This window comes from Peredibacter starrii (assembly GCF_034259205.1).
Taxonomy (GTDB): Bacteria; Bdellovibrionota; Bacteriovoracia; order Bacteriovoracales; family Bacteriovoracaceae; genus Peredibacter; species Peredibacter starrii.
The window spans coordinates 3,684,824-3,706,917 of record NZ_CP139487.1 but is presented as its reverse complement, the minus strand read 5'-3'; the positions used below and the strand labels follow the sequence as shown (position 1 = coordinate 3,706,917).

The 22,094-nt window shown below is 42.5% G+C and carries 19 protein-coding genes; 16 read left to right on the top strand and 3 right to left on the bottom strand.

The window, feature by feature from the left end; translation table 11 throughout:
• Nucleotides 1-96: 96 nt before the first annotated feature.
• Nucleotides 97-1,548 (top strand): hypothetical protein, encoded by a 1,452-nt coding sequence (locus SOO65_RS18515; protein WP_321393951.1) that lies wholly within the window; start codon nucleotides 97-99, stop codon nucleotides 1,546-1,548.
• Here the strand turns inward: SOO65_RS18515 and coaE are convergent, their stop codons facing one another.
• Both coaE and mazG read right to left on the bottom strand, forming a co-directional pair.
• Nucleotides 1,549-2,187 carry a dephospho-CoA kinase gene (coaE, locus tag SOO65_RS18510; RefSeq protein WP_321393946.1) on the bottom strand — a complete coding sequence of 213 codons (639 nt, stop codon included), beginning with the start codon at nucleotides 2,185-2,187 and terminating at the stop codon, nucleotides 1,549-1,551.
• Nucleotides 2,184-2,969 carry a nucleoside triphosphate pyrophosphohydrolase gene (mazG, locus tag SOO65_RS18505; protein ID WP_321393943.1) on the bottom strand — a complete coding sequence of 262 codons (786 nt, stop codon included), beginning with the start codon at nucleotides 2,967-2,969 and terminating at the stop codon, nucleotides 2,184-2,186. Before mazG ends, coaE begins: the two co-directional genes overlap by 4 nt.
• 51 nt (nucleotides 2,970-3,020) lie before the next feature.
• On the opposite strand from mazG, the gene ybeY reads away from it, so the two are divergent.
• The gene (gene ybeY, locus SOO65_RS18500; protein WP_321393940.1) at nucleotides 3,021-3,548 is read left to right on the top strand and encodes an rRNA maturation RNase YbeY; all 528 of its coding nucleotides are present in this window, start codon (nucleotides 3,021-3,023) and stop codon (nucleotides 3,546-3,548) included.
• Nucleotides 3,549-3,565: 17 nt separating this feature from the next.
• On the opposite strand, the gene SOO65_RS18495 is transcribed toward ybeY, so the two are convergent.
• Nucleotides 3,566-4,921 (bottom strand): S8 family peptidase, encoded by a 1,356-nt coding sequence (locus SOO65_RS18495; protein ID WP_321393938.1) that lies wholly within the window; start codon nucleotides 4,919-4,921, stop codon nucleotides 3,566-3,568.
• Between the two features lie 277 nt (nucleotides 4,922-5,198).
• On the opposite strand from SOO65_RS18495, the gene SOO65_RS18490 reads away from it, so the two are divergent.
• The 14 genes from SOO65_RS18490 to lpxK all read left to right on the top strand — a co-directional run bounded on the left by SOO65_RS18490 (nucleotide 5,199) and on the right by lpxK (nucleotide 22,081).
• Entirely contained in the window at nucleotides 5,199-6,494 is a 1,296-nt protein-coding gene (locus SOO65_RS18490; protein WP_321393935.1) for a hypothetical protein, read from the top strand.
• Nucleotide 6,495: 1 nt separating this feature from the next.
• Nucleotides 6,496-8,853: a hypothetical protein gene (locus SOO65_RS18485; RefSeq protein ID WP_321393932.1), complete on the top strand. Its 2,358-nt coding sequence runs from the start codon at nucleotides 6,496-6,498 to the stop codon at nucleotides 8,851-8,853.
• An 88-nt stretch (nucleotides 8,854-8,941) separates the two neighbouring features.
• Nucleotides 8,942-10,094 (top strand): peptide chain release factor 2 gene (gene prfB, locus SOO65_RS18480; RefSeq protein WP_407676974.1). Its coding sequence is split into 2 segments (ribosomal slippage): nucleotides 8,942-9,022 and nucleotides 9,024-10,094, totalling 1,152 coding nucleotides; the frame shifts between segments, so codons are not numbered across the junction.
• A 32-nt stretch (nucleotides 10,095-10,126) separates the two neighbouring features.
• Nucleotides 10,127-11,656 (top strand): lysine--tRNA ligase, encoded by a 1,530-nt coding sequence (gene lysS, locus SOO65_RS18475; protein ID WP_321393930.1) that lies wholly within the window; start codon nucleotides 10,127-10,129, stop codon nucleotides 11,654-11,656.
• A complete protein-coding gene (locus tag SOO65_RS18470) occupies nucleotides 11,656-12,855 on the top strand; it encodes an ABC transporter permease (RefSeq protein ID WP_321393928.1) in 1,200 nt (399 codons plus the stop codon). Before lysS ends, SOO65_RS18470 begins: the two co-directional genes overlap by 1 nt.
• The gene (locus SOO65_RS18465; RefSeq protein ID WP_321393925.1) at nucleotides 12,852-13,511 is read left to right on the top strand and encodes an ABC transporter ATP-binding protein; all 660 of its coding nucleotides are present in this window, start codon (nucleotides 12,852-12,854) and stop codon (nucleotides 13,509-13,511) included. Before SOO65_RS18470 ends, SOO65_RS18465 begins: the two co-directional genes overlap by 4 nt.
• Before the next feature lie 68 nt (nucleotides 13,512-13,579).
• The gene (bamA, locus tag SOO65_RS18460) at nucleotides 13,580-15,907 is read left to right on the top strand and encodes an outer membrane protein assembly factor BamA (RefSeq protein WP_321393923.1); all 2,328 of its coding nucleotides are present in this window, start codon (nucleotides 13,580-13,582) and stop codon (nucleotides 15,905-15,907) included.
• 33 nt (nucleotides 15,908-15,940) lie between these two features.
• Nucleotides 15,941-16,450: an OmpH/Skp family outer membrane protein gene (locus tag SOO65_RS18455; protein ID WP_321393918.1), complete on the top strand. Its 510-nt coding sequence runs from the start codon at nucleotides 15,941-15,943 to the stop codon at nucleotides 16,448-16,450.
• 19 nt (nucleotides 16,451-16,469) lie between these two features.
• Entirely contained in the window at nucleotides 16,470-17,507 is a 1,038-nt protein-coding gene (gene lpxD, locus SOO65_RS18450) for a UDP-3-O-(3-hydroxymyristoyl)glucosamine N-acyltransferase (RefSeq protein WP_321393916.1), read from the top strand.
• A 20-nt stretch (nucleotides 17,508-17,527) separates the two neighbouring features.
• The gene (locus SOO65_RS18445; RefSeq protein ID WP_321393911.1) at nucleotides 17,528-18,022 is read left to right on the top strand and encodes a 3-hydroxyacyl-ACP dehydratase FabZ family protein; all 495 of its coding nucleotides are present in this window, start codon (nucleotides 17,528-17,530) and stop codon (nucleotides 18,020-18,022) included.
• Nucleotides 18,023-18,033: 11 nt separating this feature from the next.
• Nucleotides 18,034-18,837 carry an acyl-ACP--UDP-N-acetylglucosamine O-acyltransferase gene (gene lpxA, locus SOO65_RS18440; protein WP_321393907.1) on the top strand — a complete coding sequence of 268 codons (804 nt, stop codon included), beginning with the start codon at nucleotides 18,034-18,036 and terminating at the stop codon, nucleotides 18,835-18,837.
• A gap of 71 nt (nucleotides 18,838-18,908) precedes the next feature.
• The gene (locus SOO65_RS18435) at nucleotides 18,909-19,871 is read left to right on the top strand and encodes a Gfo/Idh/MocA family protein (protein ID WP_321393904.1); all 963 of its coding nucleotides are present in this window, start codon (nucleotides 18,909-18,911) and stop codon (nucleotides 19,869-19,871) included.
• Between the two features lie 46 nt (nucleotides 19,872-19,917).
• The gene (gene lpxB, locus SOO65_RS18430) at nucleotides 19,918-20,988 is read left to right on the top strand and encodes a lipid-A-disaccharide synthase (protein WP_407676973.1); all 1,071 of its coding nucleotides are present in this window, start codon (nucleotides 19,918-19,920) and stop codon (nucleotides 20,986-20,988) included.
• Nucleotides 20,981-22,081: a tetraacyldisaccharide 4'-kinase gene (gene lpxK / locus SOO65_RS18425; protein ID WP_321393899.1), complete on the top strand. Its 1,101-nt coding sequence runs from the start codon at nucleotides 20,981-20,983 to the stop codon at nucleotides 22,079-22,081. Before lpxB ends, lpxK begins: the two co-directional genes overlap by 8 nt.
• Nucleotides 22,082-22,094: the final 13 nt, after the last annotated feature.

Here is a 22,094-nt window from a genome sequence, read left to right as displayed (position 1 = left end):
TTGACAAGGGCCAGTTGTAAACTTTACTGCCCTTTCGAAACCTAAAGATTGGATCATCGATTCCTCATACAATGTCCTCAATAGTGAGGAGTATCTATGTTGAATACGCGTTGGATCTTTATGGCAGCTCTCTTTTCATTTTCCGCCATGGGATCGGTAAGTTTCGAAGAAAAGAAGAACCGAGTGGAGTTCCTTGAAGAGCTCACCAAATCAACATCTCTAGGTGTTGAGGCCTTCCATCGTGAACTTAATTACGAGAAGCTCAACCTATCATTAGAAAAGCGTGCCGAGAATGAAGCGCAGTTACTCGCTGAAAAAGTAAAAATTCAAATCATCAAGGCCTATGAGGCCGCACTTGAGTCATCGGGCAATGCTGACGAGGCCGCCGAAGAGATTCGCAATGCTGTTGAAAAAGACCTTATGCTTGTTTCACCTGATCTTCAGGATGAAATGAGAAAAATCTCTCTTGATACACTGGAAGCTCTTCAAAGAGGGGCCGTTTCTGCTGATTTAGATCTATCAAATCTTCAAATGGCCTTAATGCAGGGAGTGGAGGAGCGATCTAACTTCTTGAACGAAGAAGGTGTGGACATGCTTCCGCCGGCCATGGCAACCAGTGATAACCGCAGACTTAATTACACTAAAAAAGCCGATATTCTTGAATCACTTACTTCAGACAGAGAAAGTGTTGATTGGATCAGTTCCGCTGGCAATACCATGAAATCGGTTGATAGTCGTAAGGTAGATTCAAAAATTTCTCTACAAGTTAGAGTTGAGTTCATGGGAATCGGTGTGGAAGCAGGTCCCGCCATTGCTTTTAGACGTGAATATAAAACAAATGTGACGGTTAATACGGAAGGCATGCAGCCGGCCCTTAAATCTGATGGTTCTTTTGACTTCACGACTTATGACCGCATGGGAAGAGTGGTAAAAAACAAAAGACGCTTCATTAGCTTTAACTGTGATGCTGATCTAGAGTTTGAAACTGAATACGCCGGTGCGGGTGGTTTTACTTTTGCGGGAATTGGTGGTTCTACCGGTGTATCCAAGAAATTTTCTAATTCAGTGAATATCGCTTCTCGACGCTTACTCCTTCCGGAACAAATCGCTGGAAAGAAAGTAACGATGAACTCAATGGTCGAGCTTTGTCATAATGATTTCTTAAATGCGCGTGTAACAAATAATCTCACTGTAAAAGGTGCGCTTAATGTGATGATGAAGAACATGGTGGCAAGTCTTCGTTTCACCCATCCAAAAAATAAATGCGCTACGGATGCCCACTGTGGCGATTGGTTTAAAAAAGAAGTGATCACACTGGCAAAAAATAATAACAAGGCCCGCTGTGTGGAGAACACCAGAGAAAAGTTCATGCAATGTGAGCTCAGAGGTCAACAAGGACAAAGCTGTATCGTTCTGGACGCCAAAGGAAAGCGTCTTTCGAGCGGCAATCAGGAATACACTTGTGACAAAGGTCTTAGATGTGTGCAGACCGAAGAGGCGGGGTTTCTAAGTCCGGCCAGAGGTAAGTGCATGCCAATTAAAAAGTAATTATTCAAAGACTTGTAGCAGAAATTGTTTAACTTCTGCTGCAAGTTCTTCCATTCCCGCAGAGTTATCAATCACAAAATTCGCTTTTAGTTTCTTATCTTCGATATCTAGCTGATGAGTAAGAATTTTTTCTGCCATTTCTTCGATATGTCCGTCCCGATCCATCAGTCTTGCTCTTTGAATTTTCCTTGGAGCGTACACAAGAACGGAAAGATCCATTTTCTGATCCAGACCTTTCTCAAAGAGAAGAGGGACATCATAAATATAGAAAGGTTGCTTGGTATTCTGAGCGGCCGCATTTGCAAATGCCTGAGGGAGGCGAGCATAGATAAAGCCTTCAACTGCTTCTTTCGTTTTAGGATTATGGAAAAAGAGTTCCCTTAGCTTCTGAAAATTAATTTCACTGTTTACCCAAGTTTCCGGGAAGTTTGTTTTGATGAAATCTTTTGCTTCTTGGGTCTGATAGATTGATTTCACTAAACGATCAGCGTCCAGTACCACCAGACCCTGGGCCTCAAGGAGTTTGGTCACAGTACTTTTACCTGTTGCAATTCCCCCCGTAAGACCGATGATGGGTTTATCCAAACCATATAGTCTTTGGGCCTCGTTAAGTTTGATGAATTTTGACTTCAACTTCATACTTTTTTTACTTTAACCCAGTATTCTTCCAGCTCTTCCTGCGGAGTATCTTCTAGTTTCCGGCCAGATGCCTTCACCATGTCTTCCACTTTCTGGAAGCGCTTGATGAATTTTTTATTGGCGTCTCTTAAGCACTCTTCTGGATTCAAATCTAAATGACGAGCAAGCTGAGCAACACTGAAAAGAAGATCACCAATCTCTTCTTTCACACGCTCTTTATTATATTGGCCCGTGGGTGGCAGCTCTTCTTTTACTTCCTGCCATTCTTCTTCGACTTTCATCATCACTTGTTGATGATCTTGCCAATCAAAGTTCACAGTTGTGGATTTCTTGCCAATTTTAAACGACGACTCCAGAGCAGGAGCGTGAAGGTACTTTTCATCAATTGTATACTTTCGTTCACCTTTTTCAGTGACCTTGATCTTTGCCCAATTCTCCAGCACTTCATCAGAAGTGAGCTTCATATCTTTTTGCGTGAAAACATGAGGGTGTCTGCGAACTAATTTATCGGCGAGATTTTTGGCGGCAGATTCTAGTGAGAAGGCCTTCTTCTCCTCACCGATGGTAGTGTGAAGAATCACCTGAAATAGCACATCTCCAATTTCTTCTTCCATGTGTTTTGGATCACCGTTTTCCACGGCCTCCACAAATTCATAGGCCTCTTCGATCAAATATTTAAGCAAAGTCTCATGGGTCTGTTCCAGATCCCACGGGCATCCTGTTTTTGGATGGCGAAGGGCCCTGATGACCTCAATACAACGTTCAAGTTCCGGATGACTCACCGTCAGCTCCTTATATTGCAGAAGATTCTGTTACAGGATAACATGGCCTTTATGAAGAAACATCCTTTCCTACAAGTCGATTATCATTCTACAGTTAAGTTGAGTGACTCCGACAAGAAACAGCTCGCAAAATGGTTGAATTATGCCTCAGAGGCCCTGGAATATCTCTTTCAAGAGGGAGTTCTTCCTAAGGCAAAGTTCAAATCAGTAAAGACGGTTCAGGTTTCCCTCATGATTTGTGGTGATGCTCGAATCCGTGAACTCAATCGTGAGCACCGTCATAAAGATAAAGTCACAGATGTGCTTTCATTTCCGGCCCACGAGGATCTTCGAAAGGCCTCATACAAAATGCCGGAACTCTTTTTAGGTGATCTTGCCATTTGCCACCAACAAACCAAACGTCAGGCGAAGGAATTTAAGATCGGCTACTGGGATGAATTCATCCATCTCATGATTCACGGAATGATTCATCTCATGGGGTACGATCATGAGGTCAGTCGAGTGGAAGAAAAGTTGATGGAGAAGTGGGAGAAGATTGGATTAGATAAAATTAGTGAAATAAAAAAAGGGGCCCGTTAAGGCCCCTTTCTTTTTAATTAACGTCTTTGAGTTGCTTTCTTAGCTGCTTCAAGTGCCGTTTTAAGATTTAAACGACCACCAGTAACAGTTAGATTTTTGAACGCTGGAACTGGAGTTACAGTGTCCATAAGAAGTTTCTTAAGACCTACACCTTTGATTTGTGGGTAGTATCCAAGAACCATTGCTGCCACACCAGAAGCGTTCGGAGCCGCCATTGATGTACCAGATGCCATTGAGTATTGGCCGTTGTTGATTGTTGAGTAGATGTTTGATCCTGGAGAAGCAACGTCTACACCAATTTTACCAACGTTCGAGAAAGAAGACATAGCGCCATCAGCTTGAGTAGAAGCGATAACGATCATGTTTTGAGAATCGAAAGAAGCAGGGTATTTGCGGTTAGCATCGATATCGTGCCAAGACATTGGACCGTATGAATCGTTACCAGCAGAAACAACAACTAGAACACCTTTTGAAGCGATCTTGTTGATTGTGTCTCTAACAACCATTCCACCTTCGTTATTTTTCTTACCGAATGAACAGTTGATGATTTTAGCACCGTTGTTAGCAGCATATAGGTAAGCTTCGACAATGTTTGAATCTAGTTCGTCCGCATCGTCAGGAACTACACGAAGGGCCATGATTTTTACGTTGTTAGCAACACCAGAAATACCTACACCGTTGTTCTGAGTAGCTGCGATCGTACCGGCAACGTGAGTACCGTGCCAGTGAGACGCCATTGTATTCATAGTCGCACGGCCTTGAGCATCTCTTACTAGAGTGTTGATACCGTGGATATCATCGATATAACCGTTGTTATCGTCATCGATTCCGTTACCTGGGATTTCACGAGAGTTTGTCCACATAACATCTTTAAGATCTTCGTGGTTATGATCAACACCAGTATCAGCAACAGCAACAATTACTTGTTGAGGAGCGCGAGCTGGAAGTGAATCGTAAGCACCAATAACATCTAGACCATTTTTAGCTTGGAAGGCCCATAGTCTGCTTGTATATGGATCGTTGAAAGTTACAGAAAAGTCGAAATTTTGAAGTTGCTTCATAAGAAGGCCACCTTCATTTAGAACTTCGTGCTTAGGCATTGCTGATTTTCCAGCATAGAAGTCTTTTTGAACGTATTCAATTGACTCATCAGATGCTAGAGTTTCGGCCAATTTGTCAGCGCTTGTTGTTTTAACAAGGTATAGGCTTCCAAATAGTTTCTTAGAGCTTTTGATAAGAGGTGATTGAACAAGAGATTCACCGGCCTTCATTTTTACGAAGAGGTGATTTGGGTGGTAGCGGCTGCTATCTGCATGGGCAAGACCCATAACAGCGAAAAAACCCATTAAAATTCCAGTACTTAGCTTTTTCATCAGAGGTTTTCCTTTATTTGAGTGAAAAGGTCAGCCGCATAGTATTCCCTTACTTAATCCTGGGCAAATAAAAAGTTCTGTCTTTTGAACTGTTTACAGGTGACTGCTGTGGTGACAGGGGCAGGTAAGGTTTACACAGTGAGGCGAGTGATAGGTCTTGCCTTGATACAATGCGTAAATAGAAAGTTTAAATTTTAGGGATAATGTAAGTAATCATATTTGTTTAAGGAAGGTTTACTCAGTGCTTAGAAGCTATCGCAACTGGACATTAGGGAGCATGATTTTAGTGACTAGTATGGGTCACGCGGCGACTAATTCCTATATTAATGGCCACTTAGGTGCCATGAGTAACCAGGCCCACGGTAATGTTGGTAACGTTCCAGGTAACCGTTATAACGCAGACTTTGAATTTGATTATTATAAGAACAACAACACAACATACACTCGTGGATTAGAAACTCGCTTCACAGCAGCGGCACAAGTTAACGATCAAAGCTTAACTCAGTACTCTCTTCAAGAGGCCTATGTTGGTGGAAATCTTACATCGAAAGATTCACTAAAAGTTGGTCGTCAGATTGTTCCGTGGTCAACCGTGGATGCAGTCTGGGGATTCGGTAAAGTTAATAACCGTCGTAACTTTGATTATTTTCTTCCAGGTCAAGAAGGTCTCATTGGTCTTGCTTACGAAAGAAAATCTTCAAACGGTATGAGATACAGAACTTTCCTTTCAGGTCTTTATGTTCCTGAAACGAACCCACCTCTTGATATCGATAAGAAAGATAAAACAATCACTTCTCGAAGCCCATGGGCAGATCCTCCTGCAAGTAGCACGGTCTATCAGGGTGTTCCGATGAAGATCAACTATGATGTTGATTACCCACAAATTAATGAAGTGATTTATCGTTATACAATTGGTGCCAATCTTGGTTACGAATCAAAGCACTGGGTAGCGGACACATTTATTATGCGTAAGCCGGAGAACCAACTTACGGCCGACGTAGATGTAAACGTGGATATCGTTGGAAAAGTTATTAACGCCAACGTCGCCCCAAAGTTCTATTACCACGATGTATACGGTTCGACTTTGAAGTACAGAAACCTCGATTTTGAAATGTACGTTTCTGGTATTGCAGTAAGACCTCAGACGAATCCTGATGTTCAGGAAGATGTGAAGTATACAGAGATCAAAAACCAAAAGCGTCGTGAAGATTACGTTGGTGGTGGTATCTCTAGATCGAACGATCTTTACACTATTGCTATGAACTACGTTGCTCGTTTGAGCCCGTTCGATAGAGATAAAGACGATCTCGCTTTAGATCCACGTTGGAACCAGGCAGTTAATATTTTTGCTTCTCGAAACTTTGGCCGTTTCCTGACTCTTTCGGCAGATGGCAAGTTCGACATGCTGACGACTGATCGTCTGGTCATGCTCCGAGCGAGTTATAAAGTCACTCAAGAACTACTTATGAATTTTGGCGTGAATATGATTGGAACACCAGGTGACGGGAAGTCTTACTGGTCTCCCTATAAGAACAATGACGCTGTTTTTGGAGCACTAAGATATGTTTTTTAAGATGAAATTCATTCTTCTGCTTGCTGTATTGATGCTTTCACTTAGTGGTTGCGGAGATTTATTAGGCAGTAAAGTTAAGAAGAAAGAGCTTTCGACATCTCAATTCGAAGTGAACTGCGAACTCGATATGAATGAGTTTTCAGAGATCATGAATAGAAACATTGAGTCTCAGATTCAATGTCTTGGTGAAAACCTTCACTTGTTCATCCGCGTGGTAAAATCTGGAAAACCAGGTCACTTATCTCGAGTTCAACTGGAAGAATATCTTCGCGTTTTCCGTCCAGACGTTCAGCCGGAAGTAGTGAAGGCCCTTAAGGCCGTATTTGACCTTGGTCACTTAATTGCGGGTGAAGATCCTGATTATATTTCGAAAGAAACAGTAGATAAGGTCATTAACTTTGCCGTGGTATTTAACCGTGAGGCCTCTTTAAACTTCGGACCGATTTTTCAGAACGAATCTGAAGTTACATATGCTCTTCACCAAAACCACCGTGACCGAGTTTCAACTGCCAACAAGGCGATCGTTCAGTCACTTCGTAAAATCTTTAAATCTGATCGTGGCGGAAATATCCATAAGCTAAACATTATGGATCTCCTAGAAAGCTTCACGACTGAAGATACACGTGAAGACATCGAAGGTGTAAAGAAGGTTCTTTTTGTTAAGAAGCTTATGCTTGGTGGTGACGAAGATCACTTAACTCACATTGAACTAGAGAAGCTTATCCTTAACTTTGACCACCTTCTTTTGATTGGTCTGGATGCTGTTCGCTACAAGTACATTATTCTGAATCAGGAGTCGATCCTTCAACTTCTAAAACGTGACGTAAATGACCTTTACGACATCGTGACTCAAGGTGATTTGAATAACCGCGATCAGGAAGTTCTATTTACAATGGATCAGGCCTACGATGCGATTAAAGAGTTCGTTAATAAAGAAGATTTCGATGTTGAGAAGTACCGCAGTCTGATTGCTGAAGGTAAAAAGATTTTGATGAACGGTAACGCGGATGAAGTGAAAGGTATCGAATTAAAGAACCTTTTCGCTCACGCTAAAACGCTTCTTCAGAGTGGTACGATCTTCCACAGAATCTATGACAAGTTCAAGGTTCAGTTGGAGAGTTCTCAGCCGGTAGCGATTGACTTCGATGAATATCGCCACACTTATCCTGAGCACCAGAAAGAGCTTGATCAGTTCGAAAGAATTGTGAAGAAATACCGTTTCATGAAAGGGGAGTTCCTGGCCCCATATTACACTCGCGGTTACCGTCGTAATGCGGACGCAGTGTTTGAAATTGCTCTATTTGAATATGCCATCAAACTTGTGTTCCAGGTTTATGGTAGTCCAAGCCCGAATCCTGACGCAGTTGGCGGCTTCTCAATGGATCAGAAGCAAATGCAGGCCCTGCTTAAAAAATTCGAGCAAGAACTGATTGATATGGATCTTATCCTTCCAGGAAAGATTGAAGGTACAGCGGACAACGTTTCATTACTTGGAACACTTTTCCAATACCAGTCAGATACAAATAACAAGCTTGATGTAAATGAAATGACAGAGTTTGGTGTGACACTTTTCTCTGCGCTTAACATTCAAGATGATCTTTTCACTTATCTTGAAGAAGATAAGTCATGCGCTAAAGATGAGTTCGGAAGACTTCTCCCAGAATGTTTCAAAGCGAACTTCTGGCAGGGTGTTTGTAAGGACTATCGCGGTTATTTCCCGCTGATGTTTGAATCAATGGGCGCTCCTAAAAACTGTGAAGAATTCGTTCCAAATGAGGCCGCCCAGAAGTTCTTAGAAACTACAATCGACGCAGCTCGTTCTTGTAACTTCTATTCTGATGGCGCTAAAGAACAAGTTCCATTTGCAAAGGGTGACATCATGACGACCATGATTGCTCTTATGCACATTGAAACCACGATCCTTCGTTGGGATACCAATGGGAATAATTTCCTTGATTCGGATGAAGTGAACAATGCTTATACGATTTATTCTGGTGCGCTGGATGGCTTCTTGAAAGATAAGAATCCGATTATCAAAAAGTTCCAGAAGCAAATCTATCAGTACATGATTAAGTACGAGCAAGTTCCTGATGAAAAAGATTTCGGTAGTATCTGGAAGTTCGTGAAGTTCCTTTTGAGCTTCGACAAAAAAGCACCAGCACACCGTAAGACAATTGCATCTCTCCTTGTGGCGATCAGTGAGCAAAACGCGAAAAACAGAACGACGCCTTCGTTTGACTGTAACCTTCTAAGAGATCCGGACAACATTCCGAGAAACTCAAACACAGTTCAACCGCTGGTTGATAATCGCCAAGATTTCAGCTCAATCCTGACTCCATATCTACATCTTGCAAATTAATTCATAAGGTTCTTACTCCATTCGGGGTAAGAACCTCTTTTCAAAGCTTATTACCCTTTGTTACAGTGATTTCTTCCAAAGGCCATTTATGGATGACTCACTGTTTCTAAAATTAGCGGATTATAAATCTCAATTCTCTGAGATCAAGGCCACCCTCGAAACTATTCGGAGGTCGCTTTGACGTCGATCGTAAACAAAATCGACTAAAAGAGATTTCAGAACTGGAGGCCCTTGATGGCTTCTGGAATGATTCAACTAACGCCACCAAAATTCAAAAAGAACGCTCTCTCATTGAAGAAGTGATCAAACTCTACAGCAACGTGAAGACACTTGCGGATGATTTTGAAGTCCTTTGTGAAATGAGTGACGCCGGAGATGCTTCTTCAGCACAAGAGGCACTTGATCTGTTTCCCAAATTGCAGACCGCTTTATCAGAAGCTGAAAAGAAAGCGCTTCTTGCTGGTGAGACTGATCCAAACAATGCCATCGTAACGATCAACGCCGGTGCCGGTGGAACTGAGTCATGTGACTGGGCAGGAATGCTTCTTCGTATGGTTCAACGTTGGTGTGAGGCCCATGGTTTCAAGGCCACGGTTACTGATTTCCAGTATGGTGATTCTGCAGGAATTAAATCTGCGACCCTGATGGTTCAAGGTAACTACGCTTACGGTTTATTAAAATCAGAATCTGGCGTTCACCGTCTGGTTCGAATTTCTCCATTTGATTCGAATGCTCGCAGACACACATCTTTCTCTTCAATTTTCGTCAGTGCGGAAATCGACGACTCGATTGAAATTGAAGTATTGGATAAAGATCTACGCGTTGATATCTACCGTTCAGGTGGAGCAGGCGGACAATCAGTAAACACTGCTGACTCTGCTGTTCGATTGACCCACTTTCCTACGGGAATTGTGGTTGCCTGTCAGAACGAGCGCTCTCAAATTCAAAACCGTGCCATGGCGATGAAGATTCTAAAATCTCGTCTCTATGACTATGAAATGAAGAAGCGTCAGGAAGCTCAGGACAAGATCGAAGCAGGGAAAAAAGATATCGCATGGGGATCTCAAATCAGATCTTATGTTCTTCACCCTTACAAACTAGTTAAAGATCACCGTACAGGTTTCACGTCTTCCCAAGCGGAGACCGTGCTTGAAGGTGACTTAGATGAATTTATGAAAGCTTATCTCCAGTGGAAATCACTTGGAGGCGAGGTACAAGATACAGGAACGGATGATTTATGAACGACGACAAATTAACTTCCTCAGGAAAAATTATGAAAGACAAACACGTACGCCGCTGGACCGAACTCTTCCCTGAACAAATGGAAGTTCGTCTTGAAAAACGTAAGAAACTCGAAGAATCAGGATCTAATCCTTATAAGAACGGCTATAAGCCGAATACTTCGTTTAAATATTTAACAGAGCAATACGGCGAGAAGGCAAAAGAAGAAATTGGCGAAACTCCAAGATATAAAGTTGCTGGCCGTGTAATGATGGTGCGCGATTTCGGTAAGGCCGCATTCCTTCAAGTGGATGATGGTTCTTCTCGTTTCCAACTTTATGTTAATAAGCAAGTTACTTCAGAGAAGGGCTTCGCTGAATACAAACTTTTGGACACTGGCGATATCGTTTACGCTGAAGGTGACGTATTCAAAACAATGAAAGGTGAGTTAGCACTTAATGCTCGCGAACTGACTATTCTTACAAAATCCATTCGTCCACTTCCTGAGAAGTTCCACGGTCTGACTGATGCAGAACTTCGTTATCGTATGCGCTACGTGGATATGATCATGGACGCTGAAGTGCGCGCGAAACTAAAAATGCGCTCACAAATCGTTCGTTATATCCGTGAATACTTCTACGAGAATGATTTCCTTGAAGTAGAAACTCCGATGATGCATTCAGTGGCAGGTGGAGCGGCAGCTAGACCGTTCAATACTCACCACAATGCACTTGATATGGAACTCTTCATGCGAATCGCACCTGAGCTTCATCTTAAGCGTCTGATCGTTGGTGGATATAATAAAGTATTTGAGATGAACCGTTGTTTCCGTAACGAAGGTCTTTCTCTTAAGCACAACCCTGAGTTCACAACAATTGAGTTCTACTGGGCATATGCTACTTACCACGATCTTATGGACTTCACTGAACAACTTATCACTGGTCTTGCTACTCACGTAATCAAGTCTGATGTGGTGAAATTCGGTGAGCACGAAATCAATCTTAAAGGCCCTTACGCTCGTCTAACGATGAGAGAAGCGGTTGCTAAGTATACAAATTCAACGATGGATCAAGTTAATGATCGCACGCACCTTTTAGGTCTTCTAAAAGGCATCGATATGGATCCGAAGAAACTTAACTCACTTTCGTGGGGCAAACTTCTGGTTCTGGCCTTCGAGGAAAAAGTAGAAGCAAAACTTATTCAGCCGACATTCATCACTGAATACCCAACTGAAGTTTCTCCTCTTTCTCGTCGTAATGATGAGAACCCAGAGTTCGTAGATCGTTTCGAGTTCTTCATGAATGGATGGGAAGTTGGTAACGCCTTCTCTGAGCTTAACAACCCAACTGATCAGCTTGATCGTTTTGCCGACCAGGCAATGGCGAAAGAAGCAGGGGACGATGAAGCTTCTGAAGTAGATTATGACTTCGTACGTGCACTTGAGTACGGTATGCCACCTACGGCCGGTCAAGGTATTGGTATCGATCGTCTTGTGATGATCCTTACTGACTCGCCTACGATCCGCGAAGTAATCCTTTTCCCACTTCTTAAGAAAGAACATTTCTTCTCTGAAGAAGAGTAATGAATTCTTATCTATCGATTTTAAAAATCGTTCTACACGGTCGCTCGGCAGGAAAAATCCTGCTGGCGACCGTTTTTAGTTTCACTTTCTCTATCGCCGTTATTCTTTGTACTTTTGGTTTGATGGATGGTTTCGATCATTTGTTGAAATCAGGTCTACGTCATTCTTCAGGAGACATCATCCTGACGAATCGTCGTGGTTTCTTTCCGGTAACTGCTGAATTGAAGGAAAAAATCGATAGTGTTAAACCCATTGCCGTCACTCCGGTGATTCAAACTGAGGCCTTCGCACTTCACGGAGATAGCAGTAAGGGTGTTTTGGTTCGTGGAATTGAAGAGGACAGTTTTTCTAAAACGACAGGTCTAAAAGTAAAAGTTCCTTCCGGCTCGGTTGTGATTGGTGAAGAACTTGCTAAGCAATTCAAAGTAAAAGTCGGGGATGAGATCGCCCTTACCTTTGGCAGAGGAAATGAGGCCGCATCTTCACTTCCCACGATTAAATTATTTCAGATTAGTTCGTTAGTTAAACACGGCATTTATCAAAAAGATTTGAGATTCGTATATCTCAATCGTGCTGATCTGGCGGAACTCCTGGGTCTTGGAAACAAAGTCAATCAGGTTATCCTGTCAGTGAAAGATGTTAATAAGCCGCTCGAAAACTTAGATGATATCGAGGCCTCTAGACAAAAACTGCGTCTGGAAGTGAGTTCAGATTATCTTGTGCGTCCTTTTTGGAATGAGTATTCGTTCCTTATCGAGGCCGTGAAAGTGGAGAAGTTTTCCATTTCTCTTATCCTTCAATTAATCGTGGTGGTGGCGGTCTTTAATATCATCGCTTTCGTGATCTACATTATGGAGAAAAAGGCGCAGGACTTTTTCTTTTTACGTGCGGTGGGGATGTCTCTTTCTAGTCTCACGCGCTTCTGGTTTATCTCAGTCATTATCATTTGGGCCGTTTCATGTGTGGGTGCTTATATTGCTTCCCATATTTTTAATTGGGGTCTTCAAAATCTTTGGTTCCTTCAGATTCCGGGAGAGATTTATGTGCTCTCTTCGCTCAATATCCGACTTGATCTTATGGCGTATGTCACGGTCTATGCGGTATCCTTGTTGTGGATTCTGATTGCAGCATTTGGTGGATATCTCCGGATGAGAAATAAACCAATCATCCAGGGATTAAGGCAGGAGTTTAGTTCATGAGTTTCATTCGTCTCGAACATGTCGAAAAAACTTTCGGTAAGACCAAGGTCTTGCGTGGTCTTAATTTAGACATTGGGGCGAAGGAGCTGGTGGCGATCCGTGGTGCTTCGGGATCGGGTAAATCGACCTTGCTTTATCTTCTAGGTGGCCTTGATCACCCGACTTCTGGAAAAGTAATCATTGATCAAAAAAATCTTACATCCATGTCTGATGAGGAGATGGCCAAGTTTCGTAACTCAAATGTAGGGTTCGTTTTTCAATTTCACTTTCTTTTGCCATCAATGACATGTTGGGACAATATTCTTCTTCCAGCGAGAATCGGTGGTAAAGACCTCGCTCCGGTAGAAAAAGATGCTAAAGAATTGGCGCAAATTCTGGGAGTTACTCACTGTCTTAAGAAGTTTCCTTTCGAAATCTCGGGAGGAGAGCAGCAACGCATCAACATCATTCGTGCTCTTTCACTTCGTCCGAAGATCCTTCTTTGTGATGAACCTACTGGTAACTTGGATTCCATCAACTCGGAGAAGGTTGCGACCTTACTCAAAAATCTTGCAGCTGATTTCGGTGCCACACTCTTAGTTGTGACTCACGATGATAAAGTTGCTTCACACTTTCCTCGCAAAATAGTCATTGAAGATGGTCAGATAATTGGCTAGAATTTCCGACTGCAAATAAAATTAATTACATAGCTTTTTGCGTTATGGTTAGTCGAAGGATATTCGGGTTGAAAAAAGCTCAGCTTCTTTTTTTCATTTTTAGTTTTTTCATCGGAGTTAATTCAGCTCTCGCACAAGAAATTATTGGTCCTATCCGTGAGATGTTCCGCGTAGATTCAATTGAGTTCACTGGTAACAGAAAAGTTGAATCAGAAGCGATCCTGGAAAAAATCGGTACTCGCCAGGACATGATGCTTGATAACTACTTACTCAGAAAAGATCTCTCTCGTATTTATGAGATGAAGTATTTCGAAGAGGTAGAAGCCTATCACAAAATTACGGCCGACAAAAACATCCTCCTCTTTAAATTAAAAGAAAAGCCCATCATCTCGAAGATCACGTTCTCTGGTAACGATGAAATCAATGATGATGATTTGAAAGAGCAGATTAAGACCAAGGAATTTAACATCCTTGATATCTCGACTCTTAAAAACGACGTGCTCTTGCTTCAAAAGCACTACGAGGAGAAGGGGTACTTCCTTGCCCTGGCCTCTTATACCATCAACGATGCTCAGAATGGTTCGGTGGAAGTTAAGTTCAAAATTAAAGAATGGGACAAAGTTCGTGTTAAGAAAATCACCTTCCTTGGTAACAAGGACATTAAGGATGATGAACTTAAGAACTTCATGCAGACCCGCGAAGAATCTTATTTCTCGTTCCTTTCAGGATCAGGGAATTTCAAAGAGATTAACTTCCAGACCGACGTAGAACGTCTTAAGTACTACTATAAGACTCGCGGTTATCTCCAAATCAATATTCAAAACCCTGAAGTTACGGCCTCTGAAGATAAGAAATGGATCTTCATTACGGTTCGTATGCAAGAGGGCCCTCAGTTCTCAGTAAACAACATTTCATTCAACGGTGAATTACTCTTCACTGAAGAAGAAATGATGCAAAAGCTGAAGCTTAAGTCAGGCGATATCTATAACGAAGAAAATCTTCGTCAAGACATCCAGACCCTGACTGAAATGTACCAGGATAAAGGTTACGCCTTCGCCAACGTACTTCGAACACTTGAAGTTGTTCCAGGTGAAAACAAAGTAGACGTGGTCTTCTCTTTCGAGAAAGGTGTGATTGCTTACTTCGGTAAGATCACGATGAAAGGTAACACCAAGACCCGTGATAAGGTTATCAGACGAGAACTTCGAATTCACGAAGGTGAGATGTATTCCGGTTCGAAGCTTCGTATCTCGAAAGAGAACGTGAACCGTCTGGGTTTCTTCCAGCAGGAAAGTGTTATTTTCAATACGATTACGAGAAAAGGTACTGATAACGTCCTGGATGTTGAAGTTTCAATTAAAGAACGTCCGACGGGTCAGATCTCATTAGGTGCCGGTTACTCAACTGCCACGAAAGGTTTCGTTCAGGCCTCAGTTGCTCAGAACAACTTCCGCGGTTTGGGTCAGAACATCAACATGAACCTTTCTTACTCGAATCGTCAGCAAATCTATAACGTAGGTTTCACTGAGCCATACCTATTCGACACGAAATGGACGGCCGGTGCTGACTACTACCAAACAGTTTCATACTTCATCCGTTCATTCGTTTATAAGAAGCACGGGGGAGACGTTCGAGTTGGTCACCCAATCTTCGAATACACTCGTTTATTCTTAACTTATCGTTACGAAGACAACAGAGTTGATGACGTTATTAACGAAGGTATCGATCCTAAAGTTGAGAACGGCTCTGCCTCATCGCTTCAGGCATCAATTATTCGCGATAAACGTAACAACATCTTCGAACCAACGAATGGTTATTATACTTCCGGGGCCCTTGAATACACTGGTCTTGGCGGTACAATGCGCTGGATGAAAGCTGAAGTTGAAGGGCGTTATTACCGTCCAATCATCGGGGACCTTGTTCTAAGAACACGTGTCAACGGGCAGCAGCTTTTCAAAACTACATCTCGTGATATTCCTCGTGTAGAGAGATTCTCGATGGGTGGTGCTCGTAACATGCGTGGTTTTAACCTGGAAGATATCGGTCCACGTCGTCTTGCTCGTAACACTGATACAAAGCAGTTGGAAGCGTTCAACTTCGGTGGTCTTTTCAGCTTCCTGACAACAGTTGAACTTGAACACCCGATCGTAAAAGAAGCAGGACTTAAATGGGTTGTCTTCTACGATACTGGTAACGTTTGGGACACGCGTCCTGGTATTAACAACGATTATTCTCTTCGTGCTAACTATGGTTTCGGATTCCGTTGGTTCTCACCAATTGGTGTCCTACGATTTGAGTTTGGTTTCCCTGTTAACCCTAGAAAAGATCGACTTGGTGTGAAAGGCGATAACGAGGCCGGCAACCAATTCAACTTTGACATAGGACAATTATTCTAATCAATGATAGAGTTTTGACTCTAAGGAGTTCATATGAAATTAGTACTTGGCTTGATGCTTTTGACTTTCAGTTTCTCTTCTTTCGCTGAAGTTCTTGTTGGTCTTGTTGATATCCAAAAGATCATCACGACAATTAAAGAAGGTAAAAACGTTCAGAAGGCCCTTGAGAAGTCTTTCAACGACAAAAAAGGTATGTTGAAAAAAGACGAGGATAAAATCAAGAAGGCACAAGAAGACTATAAAAAGCAAAGCATGGTTCTTGCTGAAGCTGCTCGTGCAAACAAAGAGCGCGAAATGCAGGAAATGATGATGAAGCTTCAAAATAAAACGATGGAATATCAGCGCGAAATCCAAAAGATGGAGCAAGATATGAAGAAACCAATCCTTGATAAGCTACGTCCTATCATCGATGAAGTTTCTAAGGCCAACAATGTAGCAATGACTTTCGAACTTTCAGCAGCTCCAATTGTTTATGCTGAAGCAAAGAAAGATTTAACTGACGACGTAATCAAAGCTTACGACAAAAAACACCCAGGGAAATAATCCCTTTAGGGAGTAGTAAATGAAACTCCACGATTTATCTAAATTCGATCCAAGCATAAAGTTAGTTAAGAATTCCGAGTGGCCAGAAGAGATTCTGGCCATTTGTACTTTAGACGCTTTAACAAGCGGCGGGATGATTTTCATTAAGAACGCCAAGTTCTTGCAAAAATTAGTTCCGGTCATCGATCAGGCAGTGACTTTAAAAGTCGGAGCAGTGGTTGATGAGAAGTTCTTCAATCTCGTAAACGCAGAATTGAAGGCAGAATTGAATAAGCTTCCTTGGATTGCGACTTCAACTCAGGTTCCAATGGCCCTGACTTTATTGTCGAAACCTTTCTTCGATCAAAAAATGAAGGGTGTGAACACACAGGTCGACGGACGTCAGATGGGAACAACTGATATCCACCCAACGGCTCACATCGCTCAGAATGTTTTCATCGGTGAAAACGTGAAGATCGGTGCCAATGTTGAGATCCAGCCGGGTGCAGTTATTCATTCATTCTCGGAAATTGGTGAGAACACCAAGATTCACTCGAACGTTACAATCTATGCCTTCACTAAAATTGGTCGTAACTGTCGCATTCATTCTGGGACAGTGATTGGTAGTGATGGTTTTGGTTATACATTCCATCAAGGTCAGCACGTAAAAATCTGGCACATGGGTGGCGTTGTTATCCATGATGATGTTGAGATCGGTTCTAATTCATCAGTTGATATGGGAACTTTCTCTCCAACAATCATTGGTGCTGGAACTCGCATCGATAACCTGGTTCAGATTGCTCACAACTGTAAAATCGGCAAAGGCTGTGTGATTTGCGGCCAGTGTGGACTTGCAGGAAGTGTGGTTCTTGAAGACTACGTTGTCATGGGTGGTAGAGCAGCAGTTGGTCCTGATTCTCATATTGGTATGGGGTCTCAGATCGCTGGTGGTGCAAAAGTTAATGAAAGTGCCATTTGGCCTCCTGGTTCTAAACTGGGCGGACATCCGGCAAAAGATCTTAAAGAGTGGATGAGAGGCGTGGCCTATCTCCGTACGATGTCACTCAAAGAGAAATAAAAGGGAAACGTTTTATGTTAATGGACAAGCAACAGGTAATGAATTTTCTTCCTCACCGTGATCCTTTTCTATTCATTGATACAGTGAAAGAAGTGATCCTTCCTGAAAGTCTTAAAGACAAAACGGGTCCTTTTAAGCCCCAGGACATTATTGGCGGAAAAAGTATCTGCACATTCAGAGTGGATAATTCGGTAAAAGTTCTAGAAGGACATTTCCCAGGTTTCCCAATTCTTCCAGGTGTTGTGCAAGTTGAGATGATGGCCCAGGCCGCTTCGTTTCTTGTTATTCATTGTTTAGAAAAACCAATCTCTGAAGCAAAATTAGATGTTCAACTTCTAGGAGTAGAGAACGCTAAATTCAGAAAACCAATTACTCCAGTAATGGATCTGGAAATTCATGCCACTTTGAACAAGGTCAGAGGGCCAATCCAAATGTATGAATGCGAACTTTATAATAATGGCGAATTAATGTCCCAGTGTAGCGTAATGGCCTCGCTGAAGATCACTTACAAATAAGAGAGATATATATGTCAAAGAATTACACGGCCCACCCAATGGCCTTTGTTCATCCAGAAGCTAAGATCGGTAACAATGTACAAATCGGTCCTTTCTGCGTAATTGGCCCAAACGTTACAATCGGTGACGATTGTATCTTCCACTCAAACGTTGTGGTTGATGGTCACACGACAATTGGTAAAGGTAACAAGTTTTTCCAATTCGGTTCAATCGGTGCTCCTCCTCAAGATAACTCTTATAAAGGTGAGCCAACTGAAACAATCATTGGAGACAACAATACTTTCCGTGAATATGTTTCTATTCACCGTGGTACTTTGAAGCAAGATAAGAAGACCGTGATTGGTTCTAACTCACTCTTCATGGCCTACTGTCACATCGCTCACGACTGTACACTTGGTAATAACCTGACTTTCGCAAACTCAGTAAACCTTGCTGGTCACGTCAATATCGGTGACCGTGTGATCATCGGTGGTAACACTGGTATTTCTCAATTCGTGACTCTTGGTCGCGGAGCTTATATCGGTGGTGGTGCAGGGATTGATCGTGATGTTCCTAACTTTTGTACAGCAATGGGTAACCGTGTGAAGCTTAAAGGGATCAACATCATCGGACTTAAACGTCAGGGCAACTCAAAAGAGATCGTTTCTGAAGTTGTAGATTTCTACCGTACGATGGAAGCTTCTGCTCTTTCGCCAAGAGCTTTCGTTTCTCATCCTGAGCTAATGGATGAGTTCAAGAACAATGCAATCGTTCAAGAAATCGCAGCATTCATCAAGAAATCAGAAATTGGTATCGCGCCATTCATGGCCGATTAATTCATCGAATTTTGACCTACAAGTACGTCGCTTAACTGCGGCGTACTCCGTCTAAGAAATAGGTAAATCATATGAAAAAAGTAAGAGTCGCAGTATTAGGATATGGTCATTTAGGTAAGTGGCACTGCCAGAAAGTTGAGGCCCATAAAGATATGGCCGACTTCGTGGCCATCGTTGAAAAATTTCCTGCTGGCCAGGAAGCGGCGAAAGCAAATCACCCAAATGTTAAAATCGTAAATGATATCAGCGAAGTGATTAATGATATTGATGCTGCCTTTGTGGTAACACCAACTTCAACTCACTTTGAATTGGTTAAATATCTTCTGGAAAACAATAAGCACGTTTTCTGTGAGAAGCCTGTTTGTTCTAATGATGATGAGGCGAAGAAGCTTAAGGCCGTGGCGACTGGCAAGAACGTAGTTCTGCAAGTCGGTCACTCGGAAAGATTTCACGAAGCATGGGACAAACTACGTGACATCTTCAAAAGCACTCCAGTTCCTTTCACTGTAAAAATCAATCGGGTGGCACCTTTTAAAGGTAGAGCGACTGATGTTGATGTGGTTCAGGATCTTGCGATTCATGACCTTGATCTGGTTCTTCACTTATTCAAACAAAAACCAGTAAGTATCGATGCTCACGGTTTCAAAATCAGAACTTCAAAATGGGACCACGCTAATATTCACGTGGAACTTCAAGATAAGTGTAACGCTTACGTTTCTGTTGGCAGAAATGCGACCAAAGAAATTCGCGAGCTGGAAGTGATTTCGGCCGCAGGAACTTATACTGTGGATCTATTCACAAATAAGATTCACCATGCGACTAATTCAAAATTTCCAGATGATACTTTTGTCAAAGAAGAGGGATACGGAAAACGTGATCACCTCCTTCTTGAGCATAAGCACTTTTATGAGTCAGTTCTTCAAAATAAACCAGCAATCATCGGTCTTAACGATGGTATGAATGCCGTTCATTTAGTTGATAGCGCTCTTAAGTCGATGGAAACGAATTCTAAAGTTCAGGTAAACCTTGCTTAAGAGTTGTCTTCTGATCGCCGGTGAAAAATCCGGTGAAGAACATGCAATGAGTTTTTTTCCGGAGCTTTCTAAGCTTTGTCCGGACGTTCAGTTCTATGGCGTCGGTGGCGATGATCTTAAAAAGCATGGAATGGAACTTGTTCATCACTTGAGAGATTTCTCAAGCATGGGCTTCTCAGAAGTCATCGGAAAAATTCCTTTCTATTTTCGTGCTCTCAAAGAACTTGAAAATGAAGTGGTGAGACGTGGAACAAAGACCGCGATTCTGATCGATTTTCAAGACTTCAACATGAGACTCGCCAAGCGCCTTAAAAAGCGTGGAGTGAAGGTCCTTTATTACGTTGCACCCCAAGCATGGGCCTGGAAAGCACACCGTGCCCAGGTTCTAGCTGAAACGGTTCACACGCTTTTCACCATTCTTCCCTTCGAAAAAGAATGGTTTCATTCGCGAGGTGTAGAGCAGGTGAAGTCGATCCCTCATCCGCTCATGCTGACTTATAAAGATCAATTGAATTCAATCCCGGCCAAACCGTTCGATAGCATTCAGAAGAAAGTAAAACTTCTTCTTCTGCCTGGGAGCCGTCGTTTTGAAGTGCACGAACTTCTCCCAGAGTTCATGAAAACAGTGAGAATCTTGAAAGAGAGTTTCCCGGTTGAAGTGCACTTAGTGAAAGTGAATCACTTAAATCCTGCGATCTATGATTACTTCAAAAAAGACGTGGATGTGTGGTACGAATCAGAAGATTTGACCCGTGCTATGCGCGAGTGTCATTTTTCACTTGCCGCAAGTGGAACAGTAACTCTAAGTACAGGCCTCTTCGAACTACCAACTGTGGTTTGTTATCGTGCCTCACTTCTTAACGAATTTATTTTTTATAATTTCATCAATTATCAGGGCCCTATTTCCCTTACGAATATTATTCACGGGAAAATGGTGTTTCCTGAGTATGTACAGCATCAGATCGACCCACAACGTCTGGCCCGGGTAATTAGAACTTGGACTATGAACGAAAAGGTCTATAATGAGCTAAAGGCCACCCTTAAAGAGACGAAGAATCTTCTTTCCGGAGAAAATTTCTCGGTCCCTGAATATATGGCCGGGGTCATCCATGAATGAGTCACTCCAAAAGAACCGTGTGCGATTAAAATCGCTGATTAAAGGCACTGCCTTTACTCCTCTCAGTATGCTTTGGGAGTGGGTCTACCGTGTTCGTCGCTCATTCTATGAGTATGGCGTATTCAAGAAGGCAACTTTCAAAGTTCCTGTCATTTCAGTTGGAAATATTTCTTTCGGCGGTACCGGCAAAACACCTACGATTGTGTGGCTCGCCGACTGGTTAATCGAGAATGGTCTAACTCCGGTTGTTCTTACTCGTGGATACAAAGGGCAACTTGAGCACTCATCTGGTCTACTAAAATCAGGTCAGAAGTTCCGTCTAAATCCATTCGACTATGGTGACGAACCACTCATGATTTCAAACAAGATGAAGAAAGGTGCAGTCATCGTTGGTAAGAAGCGCGCTGAAAACCTGATGAAATATTTCTCTGAAGTTCATCCGGATGTCGTTCTTTTGGACGACGGCTTTCAACATCTGCAAATCTTCCGTTCATTCAATCTGGTTTTATTCGATGCCACCATGGCACTGAATCTGTATAAAGTTGCACCTCTGGGTTACCTCAGAGAAGGTCTTTCCGCCTTAAAAGACGCAGACGCGATTATCATTTCCCGTGCTGACATGGTGACCAAAGAGAAATTGGATAAATTGATTGGCACTCTTTCAGAGCATTTCCACCACAGGCCGCCATTGGCGCTGACTCGTTATCAGCCCCTGGGTGTGTTTGACGTGCATGATAAATACATCTTCTCAATACACGAGCTAAAAGGTCTGAGAGCGATTGCCGTTACCGCAATTGCAGGTCCGGATTCTTTCTATCGCTATTTAGAGAGCTTTGGGGTTGAAATCACTGAAAAGGTGAGCTTCCCGGACCACTATTTCTTTACTCCTGAAGACGTTAACGAACTTCTAATTAAGGCCTCACAACAATCGGCAGTGATTCTTTGCTCTGAAAAAGACATGGTTAAGATGAAGCGCGTATCGTTGGACAGCCGCATTCTTTTCACCAAGGTAAAAGTTGAGTTCATGAGTGGGGAAGCGGAGCTTCTTAAATCACTCAGCAAAGTTCTCCGTCTTGATTCTCCGGTCCAGTAAACTACAATCTTAT

Excerpts from the sequence above, each read along its gene's own strand:
- SOO65_RS18515 (WP_321393951.1), top strand. The coding sequence starts at position 97 with ATGTTGAATACGCGTTGGATCTTTATGGCAGCTCTCTTTTCATTTTCC.
- coaE (WP_321393946.1), bottom strand. The coding sequence starts at position 2,187 with ATGAAGTTGAAGTCAAAATTCATCAAACTTAACGAGGCCCAAAGACTA.
- ybeY (WP_321393940.1), top strand. The coding sequence starts at position 3,021 with ATGAAGAAACATCCTTTCCTACAAGTCGATTATCATTCTACAGTTAAG.
- SOO65_RS18495 (WP_321393938.1), bottom strand. The coding sequence starts at position 4,921 with ATGAAAAAGCTAAGTACTGGAATTTTAATGGGTTTTTTCGCTGTTATG.
- SOO65_RS18490 (WP_321393935.1), top strand. The coding sequence starts at position 5,199 with ATGATTTTAGTGACTAGTATGGGTCACGCGGCGACTAATTCCTATATT.
- SOO65_RS18485 (WP_321393932.1), top strand. The coding sequence starts at position 6,496 with ATGAAATTCATTCTTCTGCTTGCTGTATTGATGCTTTCACTTAGTGGT.
- lysS (WP_321393930.1), top strand. The coding sequence starts at position 10,127 with ATGAAAGACAAACACGTACGCCGCTGGACCGAACTCTTCCCTGAACAA.
- SOO65_RS18470 (WP_321393928.1), top strand. The coding sequence starts at position 11,656 with ATGAATTCTTATCTATCGATTTTAAAAATCGTTCTACACGGTCGCTCG.
- SOO65_RS18465 (WP_321393925.1), top strand. The coding sequence starts at position 12,852 with ATGAGTTTCATTCGTCTCGAACATGTCGAAAAAACTTTCGGTAAGACC.
- SOO65_RS18455 (WP_321393918.1), top strand. The coding sequence starts at position 15,941 with ATGAAATTAGTACTTGGCTTGATGCTTTTGACTTTCAGTTTCTCTTCT.
- lpxD (WP_321393916.1), top strand. The coding sequence starts at position 16,470 with ATGAAACTCCACGATTTATCTAAATTCGATCCAAGCATAAAGTTAGTT.
- SOO65_RS18445 (WP_321393911.1), top strand. The coding sequence starts at position 17,528 with ATGGACAAGCAACAGGTAATGAATTTTCTTCCTCACCGTGATCCTTTT.
- lpxA (WP_321393907.1), top strand. The coding sequence starts at position 18,034 with ATGTCAAAGAATTACACGGCCCACCCAATGGCCTTTGTTCATCCAGAA.
- SOO65_RS18435 (WP_321393904.1), top strand. The coding sequence starts at position 18,909 with ATGAAAAAAGTAAGAGTCGCAGTATTAGGATATGGTCATTTAGGTAAG.
- lpxB (WP_407676973.1), top strand. The coding sequence starts at position 19,918 with ATGAGTTTTTTTCCGGAGCTTTCTAAGCTTTGTCCGGACGTTCAGTTC.
- lpxK (WP_321393899.1), top strand. The coding sequence starts at position 20,981 with ATGAATGAGTCACTCCAAAAGAACCGTGTGCGATTAAAATCGCTGATT.